23 protein-coding genes are annotated in these 21,101 nt (G+C 45.1%); 16 read left to right on the top strand and 7 right to left on the bottom strand.

Translation table 11 applies throughout. From position 1 onward, the window contains the following. Positions 1 to 96 precede the first annotated feature (96 nt). From phnR to nrdG, 11 genes are all read left to right on the top strand, one after another. Positions 97 to 804 carry a phosphonate utilization transcriptional regulator PhnR gene (phnR, locus tag PR795_RS05895; protein ID WP_006662432.1) on the top strand — a complete coding sequence of 236 codons (708 nt, stop codon included), beginning with the start codon at positions 97 to 99 and terminating at the stop codon, positions 802 to 804. Between the two features lie 137 nt (positions 805 to 941). Beyond that, positions 942 to 1,955 (top strand): 2-aminoethylphosphonate ABC transporter substrate-binding protein, encoded by a 1,014-nt coding sequence (locus PR795_RS05890; RefSeq protein WP_154633533.1) that lies wholly within the window; start codon positions 942 to 944, stop codon positions 1,953 to 1,955. A gap of 7 nt (positions 1,956 to 1,962) precedes the next feature. Continuing rightward, positions 1,963 to 3,072 (top strand): 2-aminoethylphosphonate ABC transport system ATP-binding subunit PhnT, encoded by a 1,110-nt coding sequence (gene phnT, locus PR795_RS05885; RefSeq protein WP_154630706.1) that lies wholly within the window; start codon positions 1,963 to 1,965, stop codon positions 3,070 to 3,072. A 1-nt stretch (position 3,073) separates the two neighbouring features. After that, entirely contained in the window at positions 3,074 to 3,934 is an 861-nt protein-coding gene (phnU, locus tag PR795_RS05880) for a 2-aminoethylphosphonate ABC transporter permease subunit (RefSeq protein ID WP_036978231.1), read from the top strand. Between the two features lie 2 nt (positions 3,935 to 3,936). Beyond that, the gene (gene phnV / locus PR795_RS05875) at positions 3,937 to 4,734 is read left to right on the top strand and encodes a 2-aminoethylphosphonate ABC transport system, membrane component PhnV (RefSeq protein ID WP_272516711.1); all 798 of its coding nucleotides are present in this window, start codon (positions 3,937 to 3,939) and stop codon (positions 4,732 to 4,734) included. 105 nt (positions 4,735 to 4,839) lie between these two features. Continuing rightward, positions 4,840 to 4,989 carry a hypothetical protein gene (locus tag PR795_RS05870; protein WP_181480944.1) on the top strand — a complete coding sequence of 50 codons (150 nt, stop codon included), beginning with the start codon at positions 4,840 to 4,842 and terminating at the stop codon, positions 4,987 to 4,989. Positions 4,990 to 5,004: 15 nt separating this feature from the next. After that, positions 5,005 to 5,940, top strand: a complete 936-nt coding sequence (gene pyrB / locus PR795_RS05865) for an aspartate carbamoyltransferase (RefSeq protein WP_006657935.1) — start codon at positions 5,005 to 5,007, stop codon at positions 5,938 to 5,940. Positions 5,941 to 5,950: 10 nt separating this feature from the next. Continuing rightward, on the top strand, positions 5,951 to 6,415 hold the full coding sequence (gene pyrI, locus PR795_RS05860) for an aspartate carbamoyltransferase regulatory subunit (protein ID WP_006657936.1): 465 nt from the start codon (positions 5,951 to 5,953) through the stop codon (positions 6,413 to 6,415). 92 nt (positions 6,416 to 6,507) lie between these two features. Continuing rightward, positions 6,508 to 6,894, top strand: a complete 387-nt coding sequence (ridA, locus tag PR795_RS05855; protein ID WP_006662427.1) for a 2-iminobutanoate/2-iminopropanoate deaminase — start codon at positions 6,508 to 6,510, stop codon at positions 6,892 to 6,894. Positions 6,895 to 7,338: 444 nt separating this feature from the next. After that, on the top strand, positions 7,339 to 9,477 hold the full coding sequence (gene nrdD / locus PR795_RS05850; protein ID WP_272516710.1) for an anaerobic ribonucleoside-triphosphate reductase: 2,139 nt from the start codon (positions 7,339 to 7,341) through the stop codon (positions 9,475 to 9,477). Positions 9,478 to 9,508: 31 nt separating this feature from the next. Next, positions 9,509 to 9,973 carry an anaerobic ribonucleoside-triphosphate reductase-activating protein gene (gene nrdG, locus PR795_RS05845; protein ID WP_036963274.1) on the top strand — a complete coding sequence of 155 codons (465 nt, stop codon included), beginning with the start codon at positions 9,509 to 9,511 and terminating at the stop codon, positions 9,971 to 9,973. On the opposite strand, the gene PR795_RS05840 is transcribed toward nrdG, so the two are convergent. Both PR795_RS05840 and PR795_RS05835 read right to left on the bottom strand, forming a co-directional pair. After that, positions 9,970 to 10,407: a YhbP family protein gene (locus PR795_RS05840; RefSeq protein ID WP_181480349.1), complete on the bottom strand. Its 438-nt coding sequence runs from the start codon at positions 10,405 to 10,407 to the stop codon at positions 9,970 to 9,972. The genes nrdG and PR795_RS05840 overlap by 4 nt on opposite strands. A gap of 357 nt (positions 10,408 to 10,764) precedes the next feature. Beyond that, the gene (locus tag PR795_RS05835; RefSeq protein WP_272516709.1) at positions 10,765 to 11,016 is read right to left on the bottom strand and encodes a DUF1471 domain-containing protein; all 252 of its coding nucleotides are present in this window, start codon (positions 11,014 to 11,016) and stop codon (positions 10,765 to 10,767) included. Between the two features lie 299 nt (positions 11,017 to 11,315). Between PR795_RS05835 and PR795_RS05830 the strand changes: the two genes are divergently transcribed. Then, positions 11,316 to 11,624: a GIY-YIG nuclease family protein gene (locus PR795_RS05830; RefSeq protein ID WP_006662422.1), complete on the top strand. Its 309-nt coding sequence runs from the start codon at positions 11,316 to 11,318 to the stop codon at positions 11,622 to 11,624. On the opposite strand, the gene PR795_RS05825 is transcribed toward PR795_RS05830, so the two are convergent. Both PR795_RS05825 and ubiT read right to left on the bottom strand, forming a co-directional pair. Then, the gene (locus PR795_RS05825; protein ID WP_006657943.1) at positions 11,597 to 12,100 is read right to left on the bottom strand and encodes a GNAT family N-acetyltransferase; all 504 of its coding nucleotides are present in this window, start codon (positions 12,098 to 12,100) and stop codon (positions 11,597 to 11,599) included. The two genes, PR795_RS05830 and PR795_RS05825, sit on opposite strands and share 28 nt — an antisense overlap. After that, positions 12,094 to 12,618 carry a ubiquinone anaerobic biosynthesis accessory factor UbiT gene (gene ubiT / locus PR795_RS05820; protein ID WP_006662421.1) on the bottom strand — a complete coding sequence of 175 codons (525 nt, stop codon included), beginning with the start codon at positions 12,616 to 12,618 and terminating at the stop codon, positions 12,094 to 12,096. Before ubiT ends, PR795_RS05825 begins: the two co-directional genes overlap by 7 nt. 379 nt (positions 12,619 to 12,997) lie before the next feature. Between ubiT and ubiU the strand changes: the two genes are divergently transcribed. From ubiU to PR795_RS05805, 3 genes are all read left to right on the top strand, one after another. Further along, positions 12,998 to 13,993 (top strand): ubiquinone anaerobic biosynthesis protein UbiU, encoded by a 996-nt coding sequence (ubiU, locus tag PR795_RS05815; RefSeq protein WP_006662420.1) that lies wholly within the window; start codon positions 12,998 to 13,000, stop codon positions 13,991 to 13,993. A gap of 41 nt (positions 13,994 to 14,034) precedes the next feature. After that, entirely contained in the window at positions 14,035 to 14,910 is an 876-nt protein-coding gene (locus PR795_RS05810; protein WP_036967638.1) for a U32 family peptidase, read from the top strand. A 216-nt stretch (positions 14,911 to 15,126) separates the two neighbouring features. Beyond that, a complete protein-coding gene (locus PR795_RS05805; RefSeq protein ID WP_006657947.1) occupies positions 15,127 to 15,615 on the top strand; it encodes a hypothetical protein in 489 nt (162 codons plus the stop codon). Positions 15,616 to 15,654: 39 nt separating this feature from the next. Here the strand turns inward: PR795_RS05805 and PR795_RS05800 are convergent, their stop codons facing one another. From PR795_RS05800 to PR795_RS05790, 3 genes are read right to left on the bottom strand one after another with little or no spacing between them, the layout of a single operon-like run. Next, positions 15,655 to 16,812: an ABC transporter permease gene (locus PR795_RS05800; protein WP_036963376.1), complete on the bottom strand. Its 1,158-nt coding sequence runs from the start codon at positions 16,810 to 16,812 to the stop codon at positions 15,655 to 15,657. After that, the gene (locus tag PR795_RS05795) at positions 16,812 to 17,957 is read right to left on the bottom strand and encodes an ABC transporter permease (RefSeq protein WP_006657949.1); all 1,146 of its coding nucleotides are present in this window, start codon (positions 17,955 to 17,957) and stop codon (positions 16,812 to 16,814) included. The genes PR795_RS05800 and PR795_RS05795 overlap by 1 nt, the downstream gene beginning before the upstream one ends. 11 nt (positions 17,958 to 17,968) lie before the next feature. Further along, positions 17,969 to 18,940 (bottom strand): HlyD family secretion protein, encoded by a 972-nt coding sequence (locus PR795_RS05790; RefSeq protein WP_006657950.1) that lies wholly within the window; start codon positions 18,938 to 18,940, stop codon positions 17,969 to 17,971. A gap of 447 nt (positions 18,941 to 19,387) precedes the next feature. Between PR795_RS05790 and PR795_RS05785 the strand changes: the two genes are divergently transcribed. After that, positions 19,388 to 21,070: a sensor histidine kinase gene (locus PR795_RS05785; protein WP_006662417.1), complete on the top strand. Its 1,683-nt coding sequence runs from the start codon at positions 19,388 to 19,390 to the stop codon at positions 21,068 to 21,070. Positions 21,071 to 21,101 lie beyond the last annotated feature (31 nt).

Below are 21,101 nucleotides of genomic sequence, written 5' to 3'. Positions count from 1 at the left end.
AAGAAGGTCAAAGGAAAAGACGCCCTGCAACAAAAAATTCATATTGGCGTGTATAATGGATAAAAAATTTTGCGACGAAAAACGGATACATTATCGATGGATGAACAGCCGCAGTACCTCCTCATCAAAGCGCAATTACAAGCAAGAATTCAGAGCGGCGCGCTGAAAAGTGGCGATAAACTGCCCTCTGAGCGAGAGCTTTGTACCATTTTTAATACCACCCGTGTGACTATCAGAGAAAGCTTGGCACAACTGGAATCCAGTGGCGCAATTTACCGTTCTGAGCGCCGAGGCTGGTTTGTGACGCCCGAGCGTTTATGGCTCGACCCAACGCAAAATACTAATTTTCATAAACTGTGTTTAGAGCAAGGCCGCCAACCAAAAACTACGCTGTTAGAGGGCAATGTTGTGACTGTCCCCGTAGAGGCAATGGCGCCGCTGCAATTACAACCTTTTGAACAAATTTATCTGCTCACTCGCCTACGCTATGCAGATGACCGCCCCGTTTGTTACTCGGAAAACCACTGTCTTCCTGCTCGTGTTCCTGAGTTATTAAGCCACGATCTCAATGGTAGTCTCACCGAAGTGTATGAGCATCAATATGGGCTGATTTATACCAGTATGCATTTGTCTTTTTACCCAACAGCAATGCCACCGCAAGCCGCCAGCGCACTCGGCGTTGCAGTGGGTCGCCCCGCACTGTTACTGCAACGTTTAAACTACGATCAATATGGGCGTATTCTGGATTATGATGTGGAATATTGGCGTCATGATAGCCTGCGTATTGAGGTTGATACTCTCTGATCTTCATTCTTAAAAATAAATTTTTGGTTTCTCGAGCAATTTCATTTTTCTGTCACATAAACCCGTTAGCGTAAAAAATACTGGTATATACCAGATAACTTTAACGACTAACTGGAGATCTGGAGATGAAACGTAAAATGAAGCCTACCCCTCTTGCCGTATTGCTTCTTGCAGCCCTAGGTTCGACCTCGGTTTGTGCCGCCCCTGTCGTCACGGTTTACTCCGCAGATGGTCTCCATGATGGCAATAACAGCTGGTATCAGGCTCAATTTGATGCCTTTACTCAGCAAACAGGGATTAAAGTACAGTACGTCGAAGGCGGCTCCGGTGCCATCGTTGAGCGTTTAGCCAAAGAGCGCACTAACCCACAAGCGGATGTGCTCGTCACCGTTCCCCCGTTTATTCAACGTGCGGCCAAAACCGAATTACTGGCAAAATTCACACCAGAGTCTGCGGTAAGCATTCCTAACTCAACCGAGTATTACACCCCCATTGTCAATAACTACCTGACCTTTATCTATAATGACAAATTGCTAAAAAACCCACCAGCAACGTGGAATGAACTTCTTGATGCCCGTTTTAAAAATAAGCTGCAATACTCCACACCAGGGCAAGCAGGTGATGGCACCGCTGTTATGCTGCAAGTGTTCCATAGCTTTGGTGGCAAAGATGCAGGGTTTAATTACCTCGGTAAGCTACAAGCTAATAACGTCGGTCCATCTGCCTCAACAGGAAAACTCACCGCATTAGTCAATAAAGGTGAACTGTACGTTGCAAACGGCGATTTACAGATGAACCTTTCCCAAATGGAACGCAATCCAAACGTCAAAATCTTCTGGCCAGCCGATGAAAAAGGCGAACGCAGCGCGCTGGTTCTACCTTATGTGGTTGGCTTAGTAAACAACGGTCCTGAAACTGAAAATGGCAAAAAGCTGATTAACTTTCTGTTAGACAAACAAGCCCAAAGCCACGTTAGCGAACTGTCATGGGGAATGCCTGTACGCTCAGACCTGACACCAAACGATCCGCAATTCCACAAAGCCACCGAAACCCTCAAGGGTGTGAAAACTTGGCAACCAAATTGGGATGAAGTTGAAATATCCCTCTCGGATGATATCAGCCGTTGGCACAAAGTCACCGAAAGTGAGTGAGCAGGTTATGTTGATGAAAAGAAATAAAGAAACTCCAAGTCAGCGCACTGAGCATTCCGGCATTGTGCTGGAATCTCTGCGGGTTTCTTACCATAACAATGTGGTGCTTAAACCGTTATCCTTAACTATTGAGCCGGGTGAAATATTGGTACTTATTGGACCTTCAGGCTCCGGGAAAACCACCGTGTTACGGTCCATTGCAGGTTTCGCACAACCGGATAGCGGACGCATTTTAATGGGTGATACGGATATTACCCAGCTTCCGCCTTATCAACGCGGATTGGGCATGGTAGTGCAGAACTACGCCCTTTTTCCTCATATGAAAGTCGAGGATAATGTTGCCTTTGGTCTGCGCGCTCAAAAACAGCCTAAAGCACTAATTAAAGAGCGAGTGGCTGAAGCATTAAACATTGTCGGCATGAGCGACTATGCCGCCCGTTACCCGCATCAGTTATCTGGCGGTCAGCAACAACGCGTCGCTATCGCCCGTGCGATTGCTGTGCGACCCAGAGTGCTTTTGCTTGATGAGCCGTTATCCGCTCTCGATGCCCAGATTCGCCATAATATGGTGGAAGAAATTGCGAGACTACATCGTGAACTTCCTGAGCTCACGATTTTGTACGTCACTCATGATCAAACCGAAGCCCTCGCGCTGGGGGATAAGATTGGCATCATGAAAGATGGCTACTTGGTGGCTCACGGGGAGAAAAATGCACTGTACCATCGCCCACCGAATCGCTTTGCTGCTGAGTTTTTAGGACGCGCCAATATTCTGTCGGCGACCGCTTTGGGCTTTTCCTCCATACCTGCTCAAGTCAGTGTGAGCTGTGGCGGTACGCTCATTGAGGCACAAACTCAAGGTATGCAGAACAACAGCCACAAATTAATCTGTATTCGCCCGCAGCATATTAGCCTCACCCCGCGAGCAGATACCTCAAACCAGCTACACGCCACTTTGCGATCTATCCGCTGGCAGGGGGATATTACCCATTTATTGTGTGATGTCGCAGGGGAGAATGTCACGGTCGCTGTTACCCATTTATCACCGTTACCGCAAGCAGGCGATAAACTCACGCTGTGGTTTTCTCCTTCTGATACTGTGTTGATTGAGGAATAATATGTCGGTTATTCACCTGTCTAAGCCATCATCCATAAACCTAAAACCGTTTTATTGGATAGCACCACCGCTGCTCGTTCTAGCGACGTTATTTTTCTACCCACTGATGCTGATTGGCGAACAAGCCATTCAGAGTCCCACTGGTGGCGTAAGCTTAGAAACGTTCTGGCAAGTAATTGAATCTCGTCGGTTTATTAACGGGCTATTCAATACGCTACAAATTGCCTTTTTTGCCACTCTCGGGTGCTTAGTGCTTGGCTCGGTATTATCGCTGATTTTGGTGTTTATTCCGTTTCCCGGAAGCCGTTTTATTACCCAAGTCATTGATACTTTTATCGCACTGCCGACATTTCTGATCACCCTCGCGTTTACCTTTATTTATGGTTCGGCGGGGTTACTCAATGGCACATTAATGGCGCTGTTTGATTTTGAACTGCCTCCTGTGGACTTTTTATACTCGATTAATGGCGTGATTCTGGCGGAGATCACCGTCTTTACTCCGCTCGTGATGCGCCCGCTAATGGCAGCGCTGCGCCAAATCGATAAAAGCCAATTAGAAGCTGCCAGTATTTTAGGGGCGCACCCTGCCCGCGTTATCAGCCAAGTGATTTTTCCTGCGGCACTTCCTGCATTACTCGCAGGCGGCAGCCTGTGTTTACTGCTGACCACCAACGAATTTGGCATCGTGCTGTTTATCGGGGCAAAAGGAGTAAATACCTTGCCGATGATGGTCTACAGCAAAGCCATTTTGGAATCTGACTACAGCGTCGCGTGCATGATAGCGTTAATTAATATTTTGCTGTCTGTGGGACTCTTTAGCCTGTATCGCATGGCAACAACCCGTTTCGGAGTGAAAAAATAACCATGTTAATTTGGTCTAAAACTGGGCGAGCCATTTCAACCGCCATCGCCATCACGCTATTTTCTTGCCTATTTTTGCTGCCATTAGTGATGATTCTCATGTCCAGCTTTAGCCAGCAATGGAATGGTATTTTGCCCTCCGGCTTTACCTTCGAACACTTTGTGAATGCGTTTCTGGGTCCAGCATGGGAAGCCATTTTATCCAGCCTGATTATCGGCTTTTGCGCCAGTCTGTTTGCACTGTTTTGCGGTCTGTGGGCAGCCCTAGCCTTACGTCGCCATAGTGCCAAAGTACAAAAATATCTGGGTATTGTGTTCTATTTGCCGAGTGCTATTCCTTCGGTGTCGATAGGTTTAGGGATCTTAGTGGCATTTAGCCAAGGCTATTTGCAAATGAATGGGACGTTCTGGATTGTTTTTTCCGCTCATTTTGTTCTGATTTCAGCGTTCACCTTCAGCAATGTCTCCACTGGGTTAACCCGCATTTCCGCTGATATTGAAAATGTGGCATTCAGTTTAGGGGCTTCTCCGTGGTATCGCTTGTGCCATGTCACCCTACCGCTGTTGATGCCATGGATGATTTCAGCGCTAGCACTGAGCCTGTCCTTATCCCTCGGCGAGTTGGGCGCCACAATGATGCTGTATCCCCCAGGTTGGGCGACATTGCCAGTGTCCATTTTCAGCCTGACCGACCGCGGAAATATCGCCGATGGCTCTGCCTTGACTATCGTCCTCGTCGCTATCACGCTGTTATTAATGATGAAGTTGGAGAGAGTCGCGAAGAGATTGGGGCAGAGGTAAGGCAAAGATAAGATTATAAGTAAAAATTTTTCATTTTTCTGTTCGCAAACGCTTGCGCCGTGGAACTACACGCGTATAATGCGCCACAATTTGCCGGGAGAAACCATGAACGCTGCTGCTCTATTTTTGAAAGAGAACACCGACACCGCATTGCCATCACGCGGTCTGGACAGCCTGTTTTTTCCCGCCGTATTGATAAAAAAGCCCCTCATTGAGGGGCTTTTTTTTGGCCTACTAGATAGCAAGTCTTGCTGATACAGGAGAATCACGATGCCGAATCCGTTATATCACCGCGACATAATCTCAATTAACGATTTAGATAAAACCGACCTTGAATTAGTTCTTAAAGTGGCCGCTTCATTAAAGCAGCAACCTCAACCCGAGTTTCTGAAGCATAAAGTTATCGCCAGCTGTTTCTTCGAAGCATCGACGCGTACCCGTCTGTCATTCGAAACCGCCATTCATCGTTTAGGGGCATCTGTCGTCGGCTTCTCCGATAGCGCCAATACCTCATTAGGTAAGAAAGGCGAGACTCTTGCAGACACCATTTCCGTTATCAGCCAGTATGTTGATGCGATTGTGATGCGCCACCCACAAGAAGGTGCCGCGCGTTTAGCTAGCCAGTTCTCAGGTTCTGTCCCAATTATCAACGCTGGCGATGGCTCTAACCAGCATCCAACGCAAACCCTGTTAGACCTGTTTACTATCCAAGAAACTCAAGGCCGCTTAGAGAACCTGAAAATCGCGATGGTCGGTGACCTGAAATATGGCAGAACGGTGCATTCACTGACTCAAGCGCTATCGAAGTTTGAAGGTAATCACTTCTACTTTATTTCCCCAGAAGTGCTGTCGATGCCACCTCATATCCTGAATATTCTGGATGAAAAAGGGGCCACTTACAGCCTGCATAACAATGTTGATGATGTCATTCCAGAAGTGGATATTTTGTATATGACTCGCGTTCAAAAAGAGCGTTTAGACCCATCAGAATACGCCAATGTCAAAGCTCAGTTCATCCTGCGAGCCCAAGACCTGCACAACGCTAAAGACAATTTAAAAGTGCTGCACCCGCTACCACGCATTGATGAAATTACCGTGGATGTCGATAGCACTCCTTACGCGTATTATTTTCAGCAAGCAGGCAATGGAATCTACGCGCGCCAAGCGCTGCTGTCTCTGGTATTAAATAAAGAACTGGCAATCTGAGGAGAACACCATGACACACGACCATAAATTACAAGTTGAAGCCATCCGTTGCGGCACTGTCATCGACCATATCCCTGCTCAAATTGGATTCAAATTGCTAAAGCTGTTTAAGCTCACCAAAACCGATGAGCGCATCACTATTGGGCTGAATTTACCCTCCAGCAATATGGGCAAAAAAGACATTATCAAAATCGAAAATACCTTTTTAACCCCAGAACAAGCCAACCAATTGGCGATGTATGCGCCAGAAGCTACCGTTAATCGTATCGAAGATTATCAAGTGGTGGAAAAATTAGACCTGAAATTACCAGAACAAATCGACAGCGTGCTGGTGTGCCCTAATAGCAACTGTATTAGCCATAATGAGCCAGTTTCCAGCAGCTTCCGCATTAAACAACGAGCAAAACATGTGGCATTAACCTGCAAATTCTGTGAAAAAGAGTTCGATAGAGACGCCGTGATCAATAATCAGTAAGGTATTTAGGCGTAGACTGCGTCTTTGTATGGATGCCGTTCCGTGTCTATAATAGCGTCCAAACCCTTTTTTACGTGATAAACGGAGAAACTATGTCATACGAAATCAGCACTGAAAATGCACCAGCCGCTATTGGTCCTTACGTTCAAGGCGTCGATTTAGGCAGTATGGTTATGACCTCAGGTCAAATTCCTGTTGATCCAAAAACCGGTAATGTACCTGAAGATATCGCAGCACAAACCCGTCAATCACTGGCGAACGTGAAAGCGATTTTAGAAAAAGCAGGTTTGGGCGTTGCCAATATCGTAAAAACGACCGTTTTTGTGAAAGATTTAAATGACTTCGCTACCGTTAATGCCACTTATGAAGAATTTTTCAAACAACATAATGCGCCATTCCCAGCGCGTTCTTGTGTTGAAGTGGCTCGCTTGCCAAAAGATGTGAAAATCGAAATCGAAGCTATCGCGGTGCGTAAATAGTTTTATTCAGTTTCAGATTGTCAGTCTGATAGCCTGCTAACACATTGTCAGCAGGCTTTTTTTATTAGCTTCATTCTAAATATACTTATCAACTTTCAGGTTATTCACTGTATCTCAAGGCGATTTTCTTCTCTTCGTCACGTTTTGCCACGATAGCCCCTTGGATATATCCGCCACCTAACCTTATGGCTCACTAAATTATCGAACGCACAATTTAATTACTGCCTGCACTTTTGATATTCATACAAATTATTTTTTTCCTTGTTTTAAATCAAATTACCGTCAGCTAAAAAAAGGCAATATCCTACATATTGTGCTTTAATTAATTCACTAGACACTACATGTAGTAAAAATTCACATTTCTTTCACAGGGATGCCCCATACTGATAAAAGATAATGGACGCTATCGCCAGTCCTGTGAGGGATTTAATAAGGAGTATGACAGTGAAAACGGTGGTTATAAAACGAGATGGTTGTCAGGTCAATTTTGATCTCCCGCGCATTCAAGAAGCGGTGCGACGTGCAGCCGCGGCGGTAGATGTCAAAGATGATGATTATTGTCTGCAAGTGGCTACGGTTGTTTCTGAACAACTGTGTCATCGAGAAAAAGTGGATATCGCCGAAATCCAAGATGCTGTCGAAAACCAGCTGATGTCTGGACCTTATAAAGATTTGGCACGTGCCTATATTGAGTATCGCCATGATAGAGATAGCGAACGCGAAAAGCGCAGCCAACTGACTCACGAAATCCGCGGCCTAATTGAGCAAAGTAACCTATCTTTACTCAATGAAAATGCGAATAAAGACAGTAAAGTGATCCCAACCCAGCGTGATTTATTAGCCGGGATCGTCGCTAAGCATTATGCCAAACAGCATATTTTGCCACGCGATGTGGTACTTGCTCATGAAAAGGGTGAAATTCACTATCATGACCTCGATTATGCCCCTTTCTTCCCGATGTTTAACTGTATGCTTATCGACCTTGATGGCATGTTAACCAACGGCTTTAAGATGGGAAATGCTGAAATTGAGCCACCAAAATCCATTTCGACTGCCACTGCCGTTACAGCACAAATTATCGCTCAAGTTGCTAGCCATATTTATGGCGGTACCACTATCAACCGAATTGATGAAATTTTGGCGCCTTACGTGGCTATCAGCCATGAAAAACACCTAAAAGTCGCCAAAGAGTGGGGAATTGCTGATGCCGAGGCTTATGCCCAAAGTCGCACTGAAAAAGAGTGTTACGATGCTTTCCAGTCCTTAGAGTATGAAGTGAATACACTGCATACCGCAAATGGGCAAACCCCCTTCGTCACCTTTGGCTTTGGGTTAGGCACATCCCAAGAAGCGCGACTTATCCAGCAATCTATTCTCAAAAACCGCATTGCGGGACTGGGCAAAAACCGTAAAACCGCCGTTTTCCCAAAACTCGTGTTTGCCATCAAAGATGGATTGAACCACAAATACGGTGATCCTAACTACGACATCAAACAGCTAGCTTTAGAATGTGCGAGTAAGCGCATGTATCCAGACATTCTTAATTACGACCGAGTGGTTGATGTCACGGGCTCCTTTAAAACACCGATGGGCTGCCGCAGTTTCTTGGGCGTCTATGAAGAAGATGGCAAACAAATCCATGATGGTCGCAACAACCTCGGTGTCATCAGCCTAAACTTACCGCGAATTGCGCTGGAAGCCCAAGGTAACGAAGATGCATTCTGGGCACTACTTGATGAGCGTTTAGCTATCGCTAAAAAAGCGCTGATGACTCGCATTGCCCGCTTAGAAAATGTCAAAGCCCGTGTCGCACCTATTTTATACATGGAAGGCGCCTGTGGCGTTCGCTTAAAAGCCAATGATAGCGTGGCCGAAATTTTCAAGCATGGGCGTGCTTCTATCTCATTAGGCTATATTGGATTACACGAAACTATCAATGCCCTATTTGGCATCGATACCCATGTGTATGACAGTGAGCAATTACGCGAAAAAGCCGTGGCTATCGTAAACCGTCTGCGCCAAGCTACCGATGAGTGGAAAGAGCAGACAGGCTATGGCTTCAGCTTATACAGCACGCCGAGTGAAAACCTGTGTGACCGTTTCTGCCGCTTAGATACTGCCGAATTTGGCGTCGTGGATGGCGTGACAGACAAAGGCTACTACACCAACAGCTTCCACTTAGATGTCGAAAAACAGGTAAATCCTTACGATAAAATCGATTTTGAGCAGCCGTACCCAGCACTCGCTAACGGCGGTTTTATCTGTTACGGCGAATACCCAAATTTACAGCACAACCTCAAAGCTCTTGAGGATGTATGGGATTACAGCTATCAGCATGTTCCTTACTACGGGACGAATACCCCTATCGATGAATGCTATGACTGTGGTTTTTCTGGGGAGTTTTCTTGTACGAGCAAGGGCTTTACCTGCCCGGCTTGCGGCAACCACGATACTAACCGTGTTTCGGTGATCCGCCGCGTATGTGGCTATTTAGGTAGCCCAGATGCACGACCATTTAATGCGGGTAAACAAGAAGAAGTGAAGCGCCGTATCAAACACTTAGGAAATGGTCAGCTTGGTTAATGAACGCATAGGTTAATTTCGGACAAATGGTATGAATTATCACCAATATTATCCTGTGGATGTGGTTAATGGACCCGGTACACGCTGCACACTGTTTGTCGCAGGGTGTGTCCACCAATGCCGCGGCTGCTATAACCAAAGTACGTGGCGAGTGGACTCTGGCATTCCCTTTACCCAAAAAATGGAAGACCAAATTATCCAAGACTTGCAGGATACGCGTATTCGCCGACAAGGACTTTCTCTCTCAGGAGGCGATCCTTTGCATCCCGCTAATTTGCCAGCCATCTTGCGGTTGGTGAAGCGAGTGAAAGCCGTCTGCCCAGACAAAGACATCTGGATGTGGACAGGCTATAAACTTGATGAGCTAACACTGGAACAGCAGAAAGTCGTCAGCTTTGTGAATACGCTGATTGATGGAAAATTTGAACAGGAACTGTATGACCCCGCGCTGTTATGGCGCGGTAGCAGCAACCAAGTCATTCATCGGCTACGTTAAATATCTTGCGACCAATGGAGTTTGGTACCAAACCCTAATGTGTTATCCACCATTTTCACTGTCTGTAACTGGAGCTGCCACATCGGCAGCTTCGCCTCTATGGCAATAGGGAATCGCCGGCAATAAAATGCTTTCTGCGCATCAGCCTCTTCACCGTCAAATTGGCGAATTTCCCCAACAAATTGAACACCTTGAATTTTGCCCACTTGCTTAGTTTGTGCAGAGATCGTTCCTGCGACACGAGGGTTTGCTTGCATGAGCTGACCATGTTGTGAATCTGGGGATGTCATGAAAATTAAACGCATATTTTGGCGATCAAACGCGTAGTAGCAACTGGCAGCCCAAATATCATCTTGGTAGGAGGTAAACAGGGAAAAAACGTGTTGGCGAGCAATATAGCGCTGGATATGTAGTAAGGTGCTTTCGGGTGTCATTGCGAATGTCCATGTTAGACCGTTCAGAACACGCCCATAAAGATGGCTGGGCGTGCTTAAGCTGTTCTGAACGTTATCTGTACTTAGTTCGCACTACTATAACTTACTCATTCGAATTGCACCTAACATAAGGTTCTATATCAGCAATGCTAGCACTCGAAGCTACTGCTCAAAATCGACCATACTTCCCTTTTAGTTCCTCCTCTCCTCCTCGCTTTTACTCTAAATAATTCGAGTTGTAGCTAGGCGGCAAGCGAACGAGTCGCTAGGATCATACACTAGTATCTGACTAGTGGGAGTGAACGCAGCCAACAACGCTGCGGCTCGAAGTATGACGAGTAAATCTGACGAGTAGAATTATTTGTAGATTGCTGCTGTACCACTCATCTCATTCTCACCGCTTGCAGAAATCACACGGAAAGATTTTGCGCCAGCTTCATCAGCTTTTTTGGCTAATTGTGCAGTCAGGTCATTGACGCCAGCAGCACCACTTACAGTCACATAACCCGCAGCAGGCTCACTAGATTGTCTAACTTCTTCAGCCGCCATTGAACCAAATGATAAAGCACCTAAAGCTAAAGCAGCAGCAAATAATGTTGATTTTTTCATGGTAAACTTCCTCATTGTATGTTTGAAATTAACAGGGGTTTTTCGTGTTTCCCTGTGATATGGATCATACTATGCGCTTTATTTAGAGATGAAAATTAGCTAATTTTGCTATAGTTATTCAAATTTTTTGAATGCAAACCTATATTGAGGTTGCAAATTTGTGACAGCTTTATATCATTTTTTATTTATAATTTAGTATGTTATAAACATTAATGTTCACGAGAAAATTCGCTGCAAGCCAACTGAATTTCCCTTATAAATCAGCACAGAATGCTAAATTTAATCGCAAGAAAAACGAAATGACATCGCGTAATTGGTCGCTTTACTTGATTCGGCAAAAAAATAACGCCTTATATTGTGGGATTACTACGGATGTTCCGCGGCGATTTAAACAACATGAATCGGGGATAGGGGCTAAAGCGTTAAAAGGCAAAGCCCCTTTAACGTTAGTGTTTCATTGTACAGCAGGGGATCGCGCTGAGGCGTCTCGGTTAGAATATCGTGTCAAACAGTTGAGTAAACAGGCAAAAGAAAGGCTGGTCATTGACCAGCCTGATGATTTGCAACATTATTTAGCGGCTTACACGCTATCAAAGTGCGATGAGTAAGTGACTTCGCCTTTATGTTGGTCAATCGCGCCATTTTCGAGTCCATAGACTAAAAAGTGTTTTTGCAAGCTTGGCCATTGGCAACGCAAATCATGATTTGAAGCGGGTTCAAAACCAAAACGTCCGTAATAGCCTTCATCGCCTAATACCACAACAGCACCATAACCAAACTCGTTGAGGCTATCTAACCCCTCATAGACCAGTTTTTCCGCAATACCTTGGCTTTGGTACTCTTTTTTGACGGCTAATGGCGCGAGTCCCACCCATTGAACATCTTCACCATTGACATCGACAGGTGTAAAACCAACATAACCAATCACTTCACCGTCATCGTTGGTTGCTACGACACCGAGGGTTAATAGCCCATCTTCACGAAGATGCTGAACAAGATCAGCCTCCCCTTCAGTGGGAAACGTTTCACGCAATAGCGTGTCGATACCCATGGCATCAACCGGAATTTCTACACGGATTAGCATGAAGTTAACGCTGGCGTTTTATGCTCTGCGTCCTCATTGTCTTGTACGGTTTTAATCACATCAGCGAGTTGCAGTAAGCCGAAACGCAATGGTGCTGGCATATTTTCAAGTTCAAAGGCATCCATTAAGTTTTTAACGTATAAACCTAATTCAGTATCCCCTTCAATAACCAAGCGGCGCTGGAAAAAGAGCGTATCTGGATCCTCTTTACGTGCCGCGATCAATACGAGGTCATTCGCATTGCCGCTGACACTCACATCAGGTTCAGCCTGTTTTTGAACCACCAGCTGACCCTCTTGTAAGCTGATAAACCAAACCAGCTCTAAATCCCGAACCTCAACTTTCAGCCATTTCCCTTCCAGAAAATCGAGTTCGCCTTCTTTGACAGACTCACGAAACTGCCAACTTAATAGTTGTTCGAGTATTTGACGCTGTACGACAAATGGGGTCACTTTCAAAGGAAACTTCAAAAATGAAGGACCTTGGGTGATCAGTTGAGAACGAATTTTACCAAACACAGTGCTAACTCCCGTATCAATTATCTGTCCATTGGGCATTGCTACTGGATAAGTAGCCGCTTGGGCAATTTTAATACCTATAATGTGGACGATTATAGATAACATTGATGTGTAGATATAAAGATATACAGAGATATATCGCCATTTATCCGATATATGGACATATTTTGCCAAAAAATAACGTGATGATACCGATCCTATATCAATCTTTATCCATCTCGCCAATATTTATTTTCAATAATTCCTACTCTTTTATAATAGTCACGAAATAATCATCTTGCCTGCAACATTCCAAGCTTCTCTGCGCTAAATCAAAACCTCAATCTGACCTGTTGACTAGAATGACCAATTGCTAAATTTTTATACAGAGACAACGCGAATGGAATTACTCTGCCCAGCTGGGAATTTACCTGCCTTGAAAGCGGCCGTTGATAATGGTGCCGATGCGGTGTACATCGGTCTAAAAAATGATACCAACGCACGTCATTTTGCAGGATTGAATTTTACAGAAAAAAATCTGCATGAAGCAGAACGTTATATTCATCAACGTAAACGTAAATTACATATCGCAATTAACACGTTTGCCCACCCTGATGGCTATCAACGTTGGCAGAACTCCGTGGATTTAGCGGCTGATTTAGGCGCGGATGCACTGATCCTCGCCGACATTGCGATATTAGAATATGCCGCCAATAAATACCCACATATTGAACGCCATGTCTCTGTACAGGCATCCGCCACGAATACTGAAGCTATCCGTTTCTATGAACGCAATTTCCAAGTTCACCGCGTGGTGCTACCTCGCGTACTGTCGATTCATCAAGTGAAGCAACTCGCCAAAACCAGCCCAGTTCCCTTAGAAGTATTTGCTTTTGGCAGCCTGTGTATCATGGCTGAAGGTCGCTGCTACCTTTCTTCCTATCTCACAGGGGAGTCACCTAATACTGTTGGAGCTTGCTCTCCCGCCCGTTTTGTTCGCTGGCAGCACACTGATAAGGGTATGGAGTCGCGTTTAAATGAGGTACTGATCGACAGCTACCAGAAAAATGAAAATGCGGGTTACCCAACGCTGTGTAAAGGGCGCTATTTAGTGGATGACCATAAATACCATGTTCTGGAAGAGCCCACCAGCCTCAACACGATTGAGCTATTACCAGAGCTAATGCGCGCCAATATTGCGTCAGTGAAAATTGAAGGACGCCAACGCAGCCCCGCCTATGTAACTCAAGTCACTAAAATTTGGCGTCAGGCAATTAACCGTTATAGAACCAATCCCGAGGGTTTTGTAACCGATCCTAGATGGCTTAAAGCCCTTGGTGACCTTTCTGAAGGCAGTCAAACAACCCTTGGCGCTTATCATCGTAAATGGCAGTAACGGATGCGCATTATTCACCAGCATAGAGAATGGGTAAGACAATGAAATATGCATTAGGCTCAGTGCTTTACTATTGGCCAACATCAACCTTACATGATTTTTATCAGCATGCGGCAAACAGTGAAGCAGACATTATCTATCTCGGGGAAACCGTGTGCAGCAAGCGCCGAGACATGAAACCCAATGATTGGATTGACCTTGCCAAGCAACTCGCAGGAAGTGGAAAACAAATTATTCTCAGCACGCTTGCTCTACTACAAGCGCCATCTGAACTTAAAGAAATCAGTAAGTTAGTTGATAATGGTGAGTTTATGATTGAAGCTCACGATTTTGGCGTCATCAACATGCTAACGGAGCGTAAATTGCCATTTGTGGCAGGTCATGGGCTCAATTGCTATAACGCCCCTTCCCTGAATATTTTGCTGCGTCAAGGGATGGTACGTTGGTGTATGCCTGTTGAGCTCTCCCGTGATTGGCTGGTGAATCTGCTCAATCAATGTGAAGACCTTGGTATTCGCGATAAATTTGAGATTGAGGTTTTCAGCTACGGTCATCTGCCCCTTGCCTATTCTGCCCGCTGTTTTACGGCTCGCTCTGAAAACCGCCAAAAAGATGAGTGTGAAACCTGCTGCATCAATTATCCTCAAGGGCGCAAAGTGCTGTCACAAGAACAGCAGCAAGTTTTCACACTGAACGGCATCCAAACTCTGAGTGGCTACTGCTATAACTTAGGTAACGATATTTCATCAATGCGAGATTTGGTGGACATTGTGCGCGTTTCCCCAGAAGACCTTGAATCCCTTAATGTGATTAAACAGTTTAAAGCTAATCAACACGGGCAATCCCCCCTGACTATCCCAGAGCAAAGCTGCAATGGCTATTGGCGTAATATTGCCGGATTGACGCTAGCAGGATAATACTCTTGATGGGAATGAGGGCGGTCTGATCAACGCGGCTTCATTCCCACCGTCAATTAGCTTTCATATAATGGCTAATGACTTCCCATTCCGTATAGCCTCAATAATAAGCCTATAACCTGAATATGCCCCAAAGATATACGGAGTTATCTCCTTTGAATCTGATTGCACTGCTGTAGATTAGATAAGCAATCAAACTCACAGACCTATAAGGAAATGCCCGTGATAAAACGCACCCTACTCGTTATGACAATCTTTTTAGCAGGATGCTCAACGTCCCTTGAATACACCAAAGCGGATCTCGAAAAAAATCAAGACGTCAGTTATTCCGACTCAGGCTATTATCGTGTGGTATTTAAAGGTAAGAAAATTATTGCAGTGCCTGAAAATGCACATATCGTAGCAGGAACCCAAGATAATGCGGTTGGCAAACTAGACAAAGAGAATAAAACAGGTCCATTTGTTATTGCAGGACTCGCTGCCAAAAGTAATGGCAATATTCATTCCCAAATCGGCGGAGATGATTACAACCTGAGCTTCCTCTTAACCGATGAAAATGATTTGCCCCTCTCTTCAGTCAACTACATCATTATTAATGACTGCAACGGTGAAGCCTATCACGGCACCACCAATGCGAATGGACGGACATACTCTGTTTCAACACCTGAAGAGTGCAATTTAAGCCTCAGCCTCGCCGAGGAATAATGGCATAAAAAAAGAGGTTGGAAACCAACCTCTCTTTGACTATTTATGAAGATGTTTGCGCCAACGATGTACAGTCTGGCTAATGTGGCGTAGTTCGCCATCTCGCAGCATGCCAATGAATACCCCAATAAATGAGTAAATCACACCAAGAATTAACATCATCACAATGTCCATCAAGATATCGCTAAACGGTAGCCCCATTTGGTTGATACCTGCCATGGCATTCGTCGCCCATGTGGATGGCAGCGCAGACGCTATCATTCGCACCCAGTCAGGCATTGCTTGTAACGGCCAAATTGTTCCTGACATATAAAACACCGGCGTGGTAATAAATGCCAATGTCAGGTAAATCATTTCAACACTGCGTAGACATTCTGTCACAAGCTTACCTAAACCAATGACTGCGAGTAAGAATGGGAAGGTCAGCATCCAAATTTGGTACAGCGGTGCTTCTTGCCGATAACCCAATATCCACGGCCACAGTGCAAAGAATACGGTCGAAAGAAACAACCAGATTGGCACCAGCGCAGACAAAGCGCCCAGATAGACTGCCAATGGTGGCTTACCTTTTGGTGTAGAACGAATGGCGATGCTGACCCGCACACAAGCAATCAGCAAGGAGTGCTGTAACAGCATCACTAACAAGCCAGGGAAAATAATCGCGGCAAAACTAATACCGGGGTTAAACAATGCCTCCGTTTCACTTCTGACCGGCGCAATAATCACTTTAGCCTGTTCGGGACTGAAACCCGCATTCTCCAATAACTGGGTATTATACGCACTCAGTAAGGTTTGATAGGCTTTCGATAATTCTTGCTGAATTTGCCCACTGGCAAGACGGTTTGTCGCATCGCCGTAGACAGGTACGGTGATGTTTTTCCCACTCAACAGATGCTTTTCAAAATCTGTTGGAATAATCACGATCGCAAATAGCTGCCTTGCAATCATATCCTGCCGAGCTTGCGCTAGATTATCATAGCTGTGTAGCTGCACTTTGGGTGTGGCATCCAAATCGCGGATCAATTCACGGCTCGCGCCAGAGTGATCCATATCGATGACCGCCACCGGTAAATCCCACAGAACAGGACGCGCGTAGACCAAACTCATGATGCATAAAGACACGAGTAGCAACAGCCACATCGGCTTTTCCAGCATCCCTAAAAGCACCTTTTTAAACGTCGCGAAATAGACCGTCATCATACGATACTTCCTTGGGTTTCCAGTCGTTTGACTAGACGCTTACGAATCAAAAATGCCGTGAGTAATGGGTAAATCAACAAAAACAGACAAACTTCGACAATACGTTCAAACGAAATTTCCCGTAAGAATATATCAAACATTGCATTTAAGGTGTGGGTGAGCGGCTCCGCATTAGAAATGATTCGTGCAGGTAACACCATGGAAAGTTCCGGTACTGCCATCCCCGAAAAGGCTAGCGCGATACTCACCAACATCCCGATTAAGCTGTAAGCCATAATGGCACTGGAGGTAAAACTAAATAGCAGTAACCCGATGCTTTGTGCTGCAATCACATAGAAAAAGCCCACCAGCATCATATACAACGGATTCCCAACAACTTTTGCATCAAAGATAGAGACTAACGCTGCTAGCTCCACTATCAGTAATGTCGTGAAAAATAGCGTATACGGTGCCATTTTACCCAGCAACGCCATAGAGAAAGGCTTCACACTCTGTAAGATGGTTCCCCGCGACATCGTATAGATAGTGGCGGTCACGACAAATAATTGCAGCATATGAATGGTAGCAGCAAATTGCTGGTAATAAATATAGCTACCACTTGGGTTAAATAAACTATCGTAAGACAATGTGACCTGTGCCAATGGCGGCAAAGCTTGCCCCATTGATTTCGCCATTTCTTGGCGGTATTTTGCGTTAAGCTCCGCGACTAACCCACTAAAATCTTGAATCGCGTAACTGCCGGATGCATAGAATAATGCATTGTAATACATACGTAATTCAGGTTGACGTCCACGCAGTATATCTTCTTCAAAATTATGAGGAATGTACAATAGGGCATAATCTTTCGCGCTACCCAACTGCTTGATAGACGTCACGAGGTTGCCATCAATCGCTTTCACATCCGCATGTGGACCAGCATCAAGGTCACGAATGATCTGACGCGAAATAGGGCTGTTATTGTTATCTACCACGGAAACAGGGACATCCATCAGGGTCCCCTCTGAAAAGTTAGCACTGACTAACGTGAACAGCATCAAGGGAAATAGCCAGCTCAGCCAGTGAAAGACTGGGCTGCGGATCGCCATTTGAGTTTCGCGGCTAAAGGCATGTTCGAATCCATGCCAAGCGAATTTTAATTTCATGGCGTCACCTGTTATTTATCCCAATGCCACAAGACACTCATCCCCGGTCGCAGTCCTTCAATCGGTTGTTGTGGATAAAGACGAACTTCAAAGGTTTTTAAGTCGAAGTCACCCGTTGCTCGAGTCGCACGCTTGGTCGCGTAATCCCCTTTTGGTGCAATGTAGCGAACTTCTGCTTCAACCGTTTTGTCCCCTAAGGCTGGTACGGTTAATTCGATTTTATCCCCTTTTTTCACACCCACTAAAATGTCTTCACGTAAGTTATACACAAAGTATGCTTGAGGAAGACTAATCAGTGAAATTAATGGGCTACCCGCATTAAATAACTCCCCTATTTCCGCAGGGATTGGTCCCACTTCGCCATCAACAGGGGCTTTAACTTGCAAATCATCCAGTTGGACTTGGAGCTCAGCCAGCTTCTGTTCGGCTTGATTTACCGCAGCTTCATATTGTTGACGTAGCTCAATACGATCACCATTTTTCCCCTCTTCCAAACGCGCTTTTGCACTTTGAACTTGCTGGAAAGCCACCTCTTTTGCTTTACGGGCTGTATCCAGTTCATTCGCTGAAACATAGCCTTTACCAGAAAGGTTACTTAAACGCGTAAATTCGCGAGCTGCATTTTGGTATTGGGAGTTGGCTTGGGCTAATGCCGCTTGCAAGTCTCGTAGGGTCTCTTCACGAGTACCATTTAAGGATTGATCGAGTTGCGCTTGAGCTTGATCTTTCGCTGCTTTTAATGCCGCATATTGAGCTTGTAGCTCAGGGCTCTCAAGTGTGATGAGCAATTGCCCTTTTTTCACATCGTCCCCTCGTTCTACATGGCGTTCCATGACTCTACCTTTGGCTTTTGAAGTCACGATAACTTCAGGCGCATCCACTTCCCCTTGCAATAATAAAAATTGATTATGGGAATGAAAAAGTGCCGCAGCAGCAATTAAGATCAGCATAAGCAAGATCAGTATGATGGTTCTTTTTTTCATTATTTATGTGGGCCTTGAATAATAACGGAGGAAACTACTTTTTTATTATGACAACAAACTCACACGAGCGTTAATAAATTTGTGCGCAAAATCACGCTTCTGAGGTCATTTTTTTAGTCTGAGGGGCTTTTGGCTTTATGTCAAATAATGATGTTTTACTAATTATTAAATGACGATTACTTAACCAGCCCAATAAGATACAATATCCCCCAAAAGTATATGGCTAAATCGACCAAGAGAAGATACCTCTAGGAGCATACACAAGTACGTGACTAGAGGGGCTGAACGTAGTCAACACCCCCATAATGTGAAATATGACGAGCCATGCTCTAAATAGTTCGCATTGTGGGTAGGCGACAAGAGAAGATACCTCTAGGAGCATACACAAGTATGTGACTAGAGGGGCTGAACGTAGTCAACACCCCCATAATGTGAAATATGACGAGCATGTACGAATTCGATCTAATATTACTCCTCTTACAACAAATGTGCGTCTACCTCGTCATCGCTTGGGCGCTCAGCCGCACGCCACTTGTCACCCCACTTCTTAAGGTGACCATTCGCTTACCTCATAAAGTGATGTGCTACCTGATTTTTTCCGTATTTTGCATCATCGGTACTTATTTTGGTTTACATATCAATGACTCCATAGCTAATACTCGTGCTATTGGTGCTGTACTTGGCGGATTGTTAGGCGGTCCTGCGGTAGGTTTTGCTGTCGGGTTTACTGGTGGGCTCCACCGGTACTCTTTGGGTGGGATGAGCGCTTTCGCTTGTATGATCTCTACTATTATCGAAGGCTTAATTGGTGGGCTGGTGCATCGCCACTATATGAAACGGGGGGAAATTAATAAAATTTTTAACCCTGTGACTGCCAGCTGCGTGACGTTTTTCGCTGAAGTCATCCAAATGCTGATTATTTTACTCATTGCTCGCCCTTTCGATGAAGCCTATGAATTAGTAAAAAATATTGCTGCGCCGATGATTATTGCCAATACCGTTGGTGCCGCGATGTTTATCCGCATTTTGCTCGACAGACGCGCTATCGTTGAGAAATACACCACCGCATTCTCTGCTCAAGCCTTAAAAATTGCTCTGTGTACCGAAGGGATTCTGCGTAAAGGCTTCAATGCTGATAACAGCATGAAAGTGGCAAAAATTATTTACCAAGAGTTAGATATTGGCGCTGTCGCCATTACGGATAGAGAAAAAATTCTCGCTTTTATCGGGTTAGGCTCCGATCACCACATTCCCGGCACACCTATCTCATCCATCCAATCACGGCAGGCTATCGATAATAATGAAGTGGTTTATGCCGATGGTAATGAAACCCCGTATAAATGCTCGTTAAGCCCTTCATGCAAACTTGGCTCAACCCTTGTGATCCCCCTGCGAGGTGAGAATCAGCGGGTCATTGGAACCATCAAATTATACCAAGCCAAAAATAGCTTATTCAGTTCCATTAACCGTACCCTCGGTGAAGGGATCGCCAGCTTATTTTCCGCACAAATTTTGGCTGGGCAATACGAACGCAACAAACAATCCTTGCTGCAATCGGAGGTCAAACTACTCCATGCCCAAGTCAACCCGCACTTCTTGTTCAATGTACTGAATACATTACAAGCCGTGATCCGCAAAGATAGCCAGCAAGCAGGTCAGTTAGTGCAATATATTTCGACCTTCTTTCGCAATAACTTAAAACGCCCAGAGCAGAATGCGACATTAGGGGAAGAGATTGAGCACATCAATGCCTACCTGCAAATTGAAAAAGCCCGCTTCCAAGAAAATTTGCAGATCCATTTAGACATCCCTGATGAAGTCAAACAGGTAGAATTGCCGGCATTTACGCTGCAACCCATTGTCGAAAATGCAATAAAACACGGTACTTCACAGTTATTAAATACCGGATACATTACAATACGCAGCTATATTCGCAGTGAACATGTCTATATTGAAATCGAAGATAATGCCGGTTTATACCAACCAAGCGGGCAATCTGATGGCTTAGGAATGGGCTTAGTCGACAAACGCTTGCGCCTGAAATATGGTGAAAAATATGGGATCGGCGTGGAATATGAACCAGAAAAATTCACCCGCGTGAAAATTCGCTTACCTTACATGTCCACCTAATAACATTGCACATAATAAATGATTATAACGC

The sequence above is a fragment of the Providencia sp. PROV209 genome, assembly GCF_028479485.1.
Classification (GTDB): Bacteria; Pseudomonadota; Gammaproteobacteria; order Enterobacterales; family Enterobacteriaceae; genus Providencia; species Providencia alcalifaciens.
The sequence above is the reverse complement of the archived record's forward strand: the minus strand, read 5'-3'. Positions and strand labels throughout refer to the sequence as shown.

Excerpts from the sequence above, each read along its gene's own strand:
- phnR (WP_006662432.1), top strand. The coding sequence starts at position 97 with ATGGATGAACAGCCGCAGTACCTCCTCATCAAAGCGCAATTACAAGCA.
- PR795_RS05890 (WP_154633533.1), top strand. The coding sequence starts at position 942 with ATGAAGCCTACCCCTCTTGCCGTATTGCTTCTTGCAGCCCTAGGTTCG.
- phnT (WP_154630706.1), top strand. The coding sequence starts at position 1,963 with ATGTTGATGAAAAGAAATAAAGAAACTCCAAGTCAGCGCACTGAGCAT.
- phnU (WP_036978231.1), top strand. The coding sequence starts at position 3,074 with ATGTCGGTTATTCACCTGTCTAAGCCATCATCCATAAACCTAAAACCG.
- phnV (WP_272516711.1), top strand. The coding sequence starts at position 3,937 with ATGTTAATTTGGTCTAAAACTGGGCGAGCCATTTCAACCGCCATCGCC.
- PR795_RS05870 (WP_181480944.1), top strand. The coding sequence starts at position 4,840 with ATGAACGCTGCTGCTCTATTTTTGAAAGAGAACACCGACACCGCATTG.
- pyrB (WP_006657935.1), top strand. The coding sequence starts at position 5,005 with ATGCCGAATCCGTTATATCACCGCGACATAATCTCAATTAACGATTTA.
- pyrI (WP_006657936.1), top strand. The coding sequence starts at position 5,951 with ATGACACACGACCATAAATTACAAGTTGAAGCCATCCGTTGCGGCACT.
- ridA (WP_006662427.1), top strand. The coding sequence starts at position 6,508 with ATGTCATACGAAATCAGCACTGAAAATGCACCAGCCGCTATTGGTCCT.
- nrdG (WP_036963274.1), top strand. The coding sequence starts at position 9,509 with ATGAATTATCACCAATATTATCCTGTGGATGTGGTTAATGGACCCGGT.
- PR795_RS05840 (WP_181480349.1), bottom strand. The coding sequence starts at position 10,407 with ATGACACCCGAAAGCACCTTACTACATATCCAGCGCTATATTGCTCGC.
- PR795_RS05835 (WP_272516709.1), bottom strand. The coding sequence starts at position 11,016 with ATGAAAAAATCAACATTATTTGCTGCTGCTTTAGCTTTAGGTGCTTTA.
- PR795_RS05830 (WP_006662422.1), top strand. The coding sequence starts at position 11,316 with ATGACATCGCGTAATTGGTCGCTTTACTTGATTCGGCAAAAAAATAAC.
- PR795_RS05825 (WP_006657943.1), bottom strand. The coding sequence starts at position 12,100 with ATGCTAATCCGTGTAGAAATTCCGGTTGATGCCATGGGTATCGACACG.
- ubiU (WP_006662420.1), top strand. The coding sequence starts at position 12,998 with ATGGAATTACTCTGCCCAGCTGGGAATTTACCTGCCTTGAAAGCGGCC.
- PR795_RS05810 (WP_036967638.1), top strand. The coding sequence starts at position 14,035 with ATGAAATATGCATTAGGCTCAGTGCTTTACTATTGGCCAACATCAACC.
- PR795_RS05805 (WP_006657947.1), top strand. The coding sequence starts at position 15,127 with ATGCCCGTGATAAAACGCACCCTACTCGTTATGACAATCTTTTTAGCA.
- PR795_RS05800 (WP_036963376.1), bottom strand. The coding sequence starts at position 16,812 with ATGACGGTCTATTTCGCGACGTTTAAAAAGGTGCTTTTAGGGATGCTG.
- PR795_RS05795 (WP_006657949.1), bottom strand. The coding sequence starts at position 17,957 with ATGAAATTAAAATTCGCTTGGCATGGATTCGAACATGCCTTTAGCCGC.
- PR795_RS05790 (WP_006657950.1), bottom strand. The coding sequence starts at position 18,940 with ATGAAAAAAAGAACCATCATACTGATCTTGCTTATGCTGATCTTAATT.
- PR795_RS05785 (WP_006662417.1), top strand. The coding sequence starts at position 19,388 with ATGTACGAATTCGATCTAATATTACTCCTCTTACAACAAATGTGCGTC.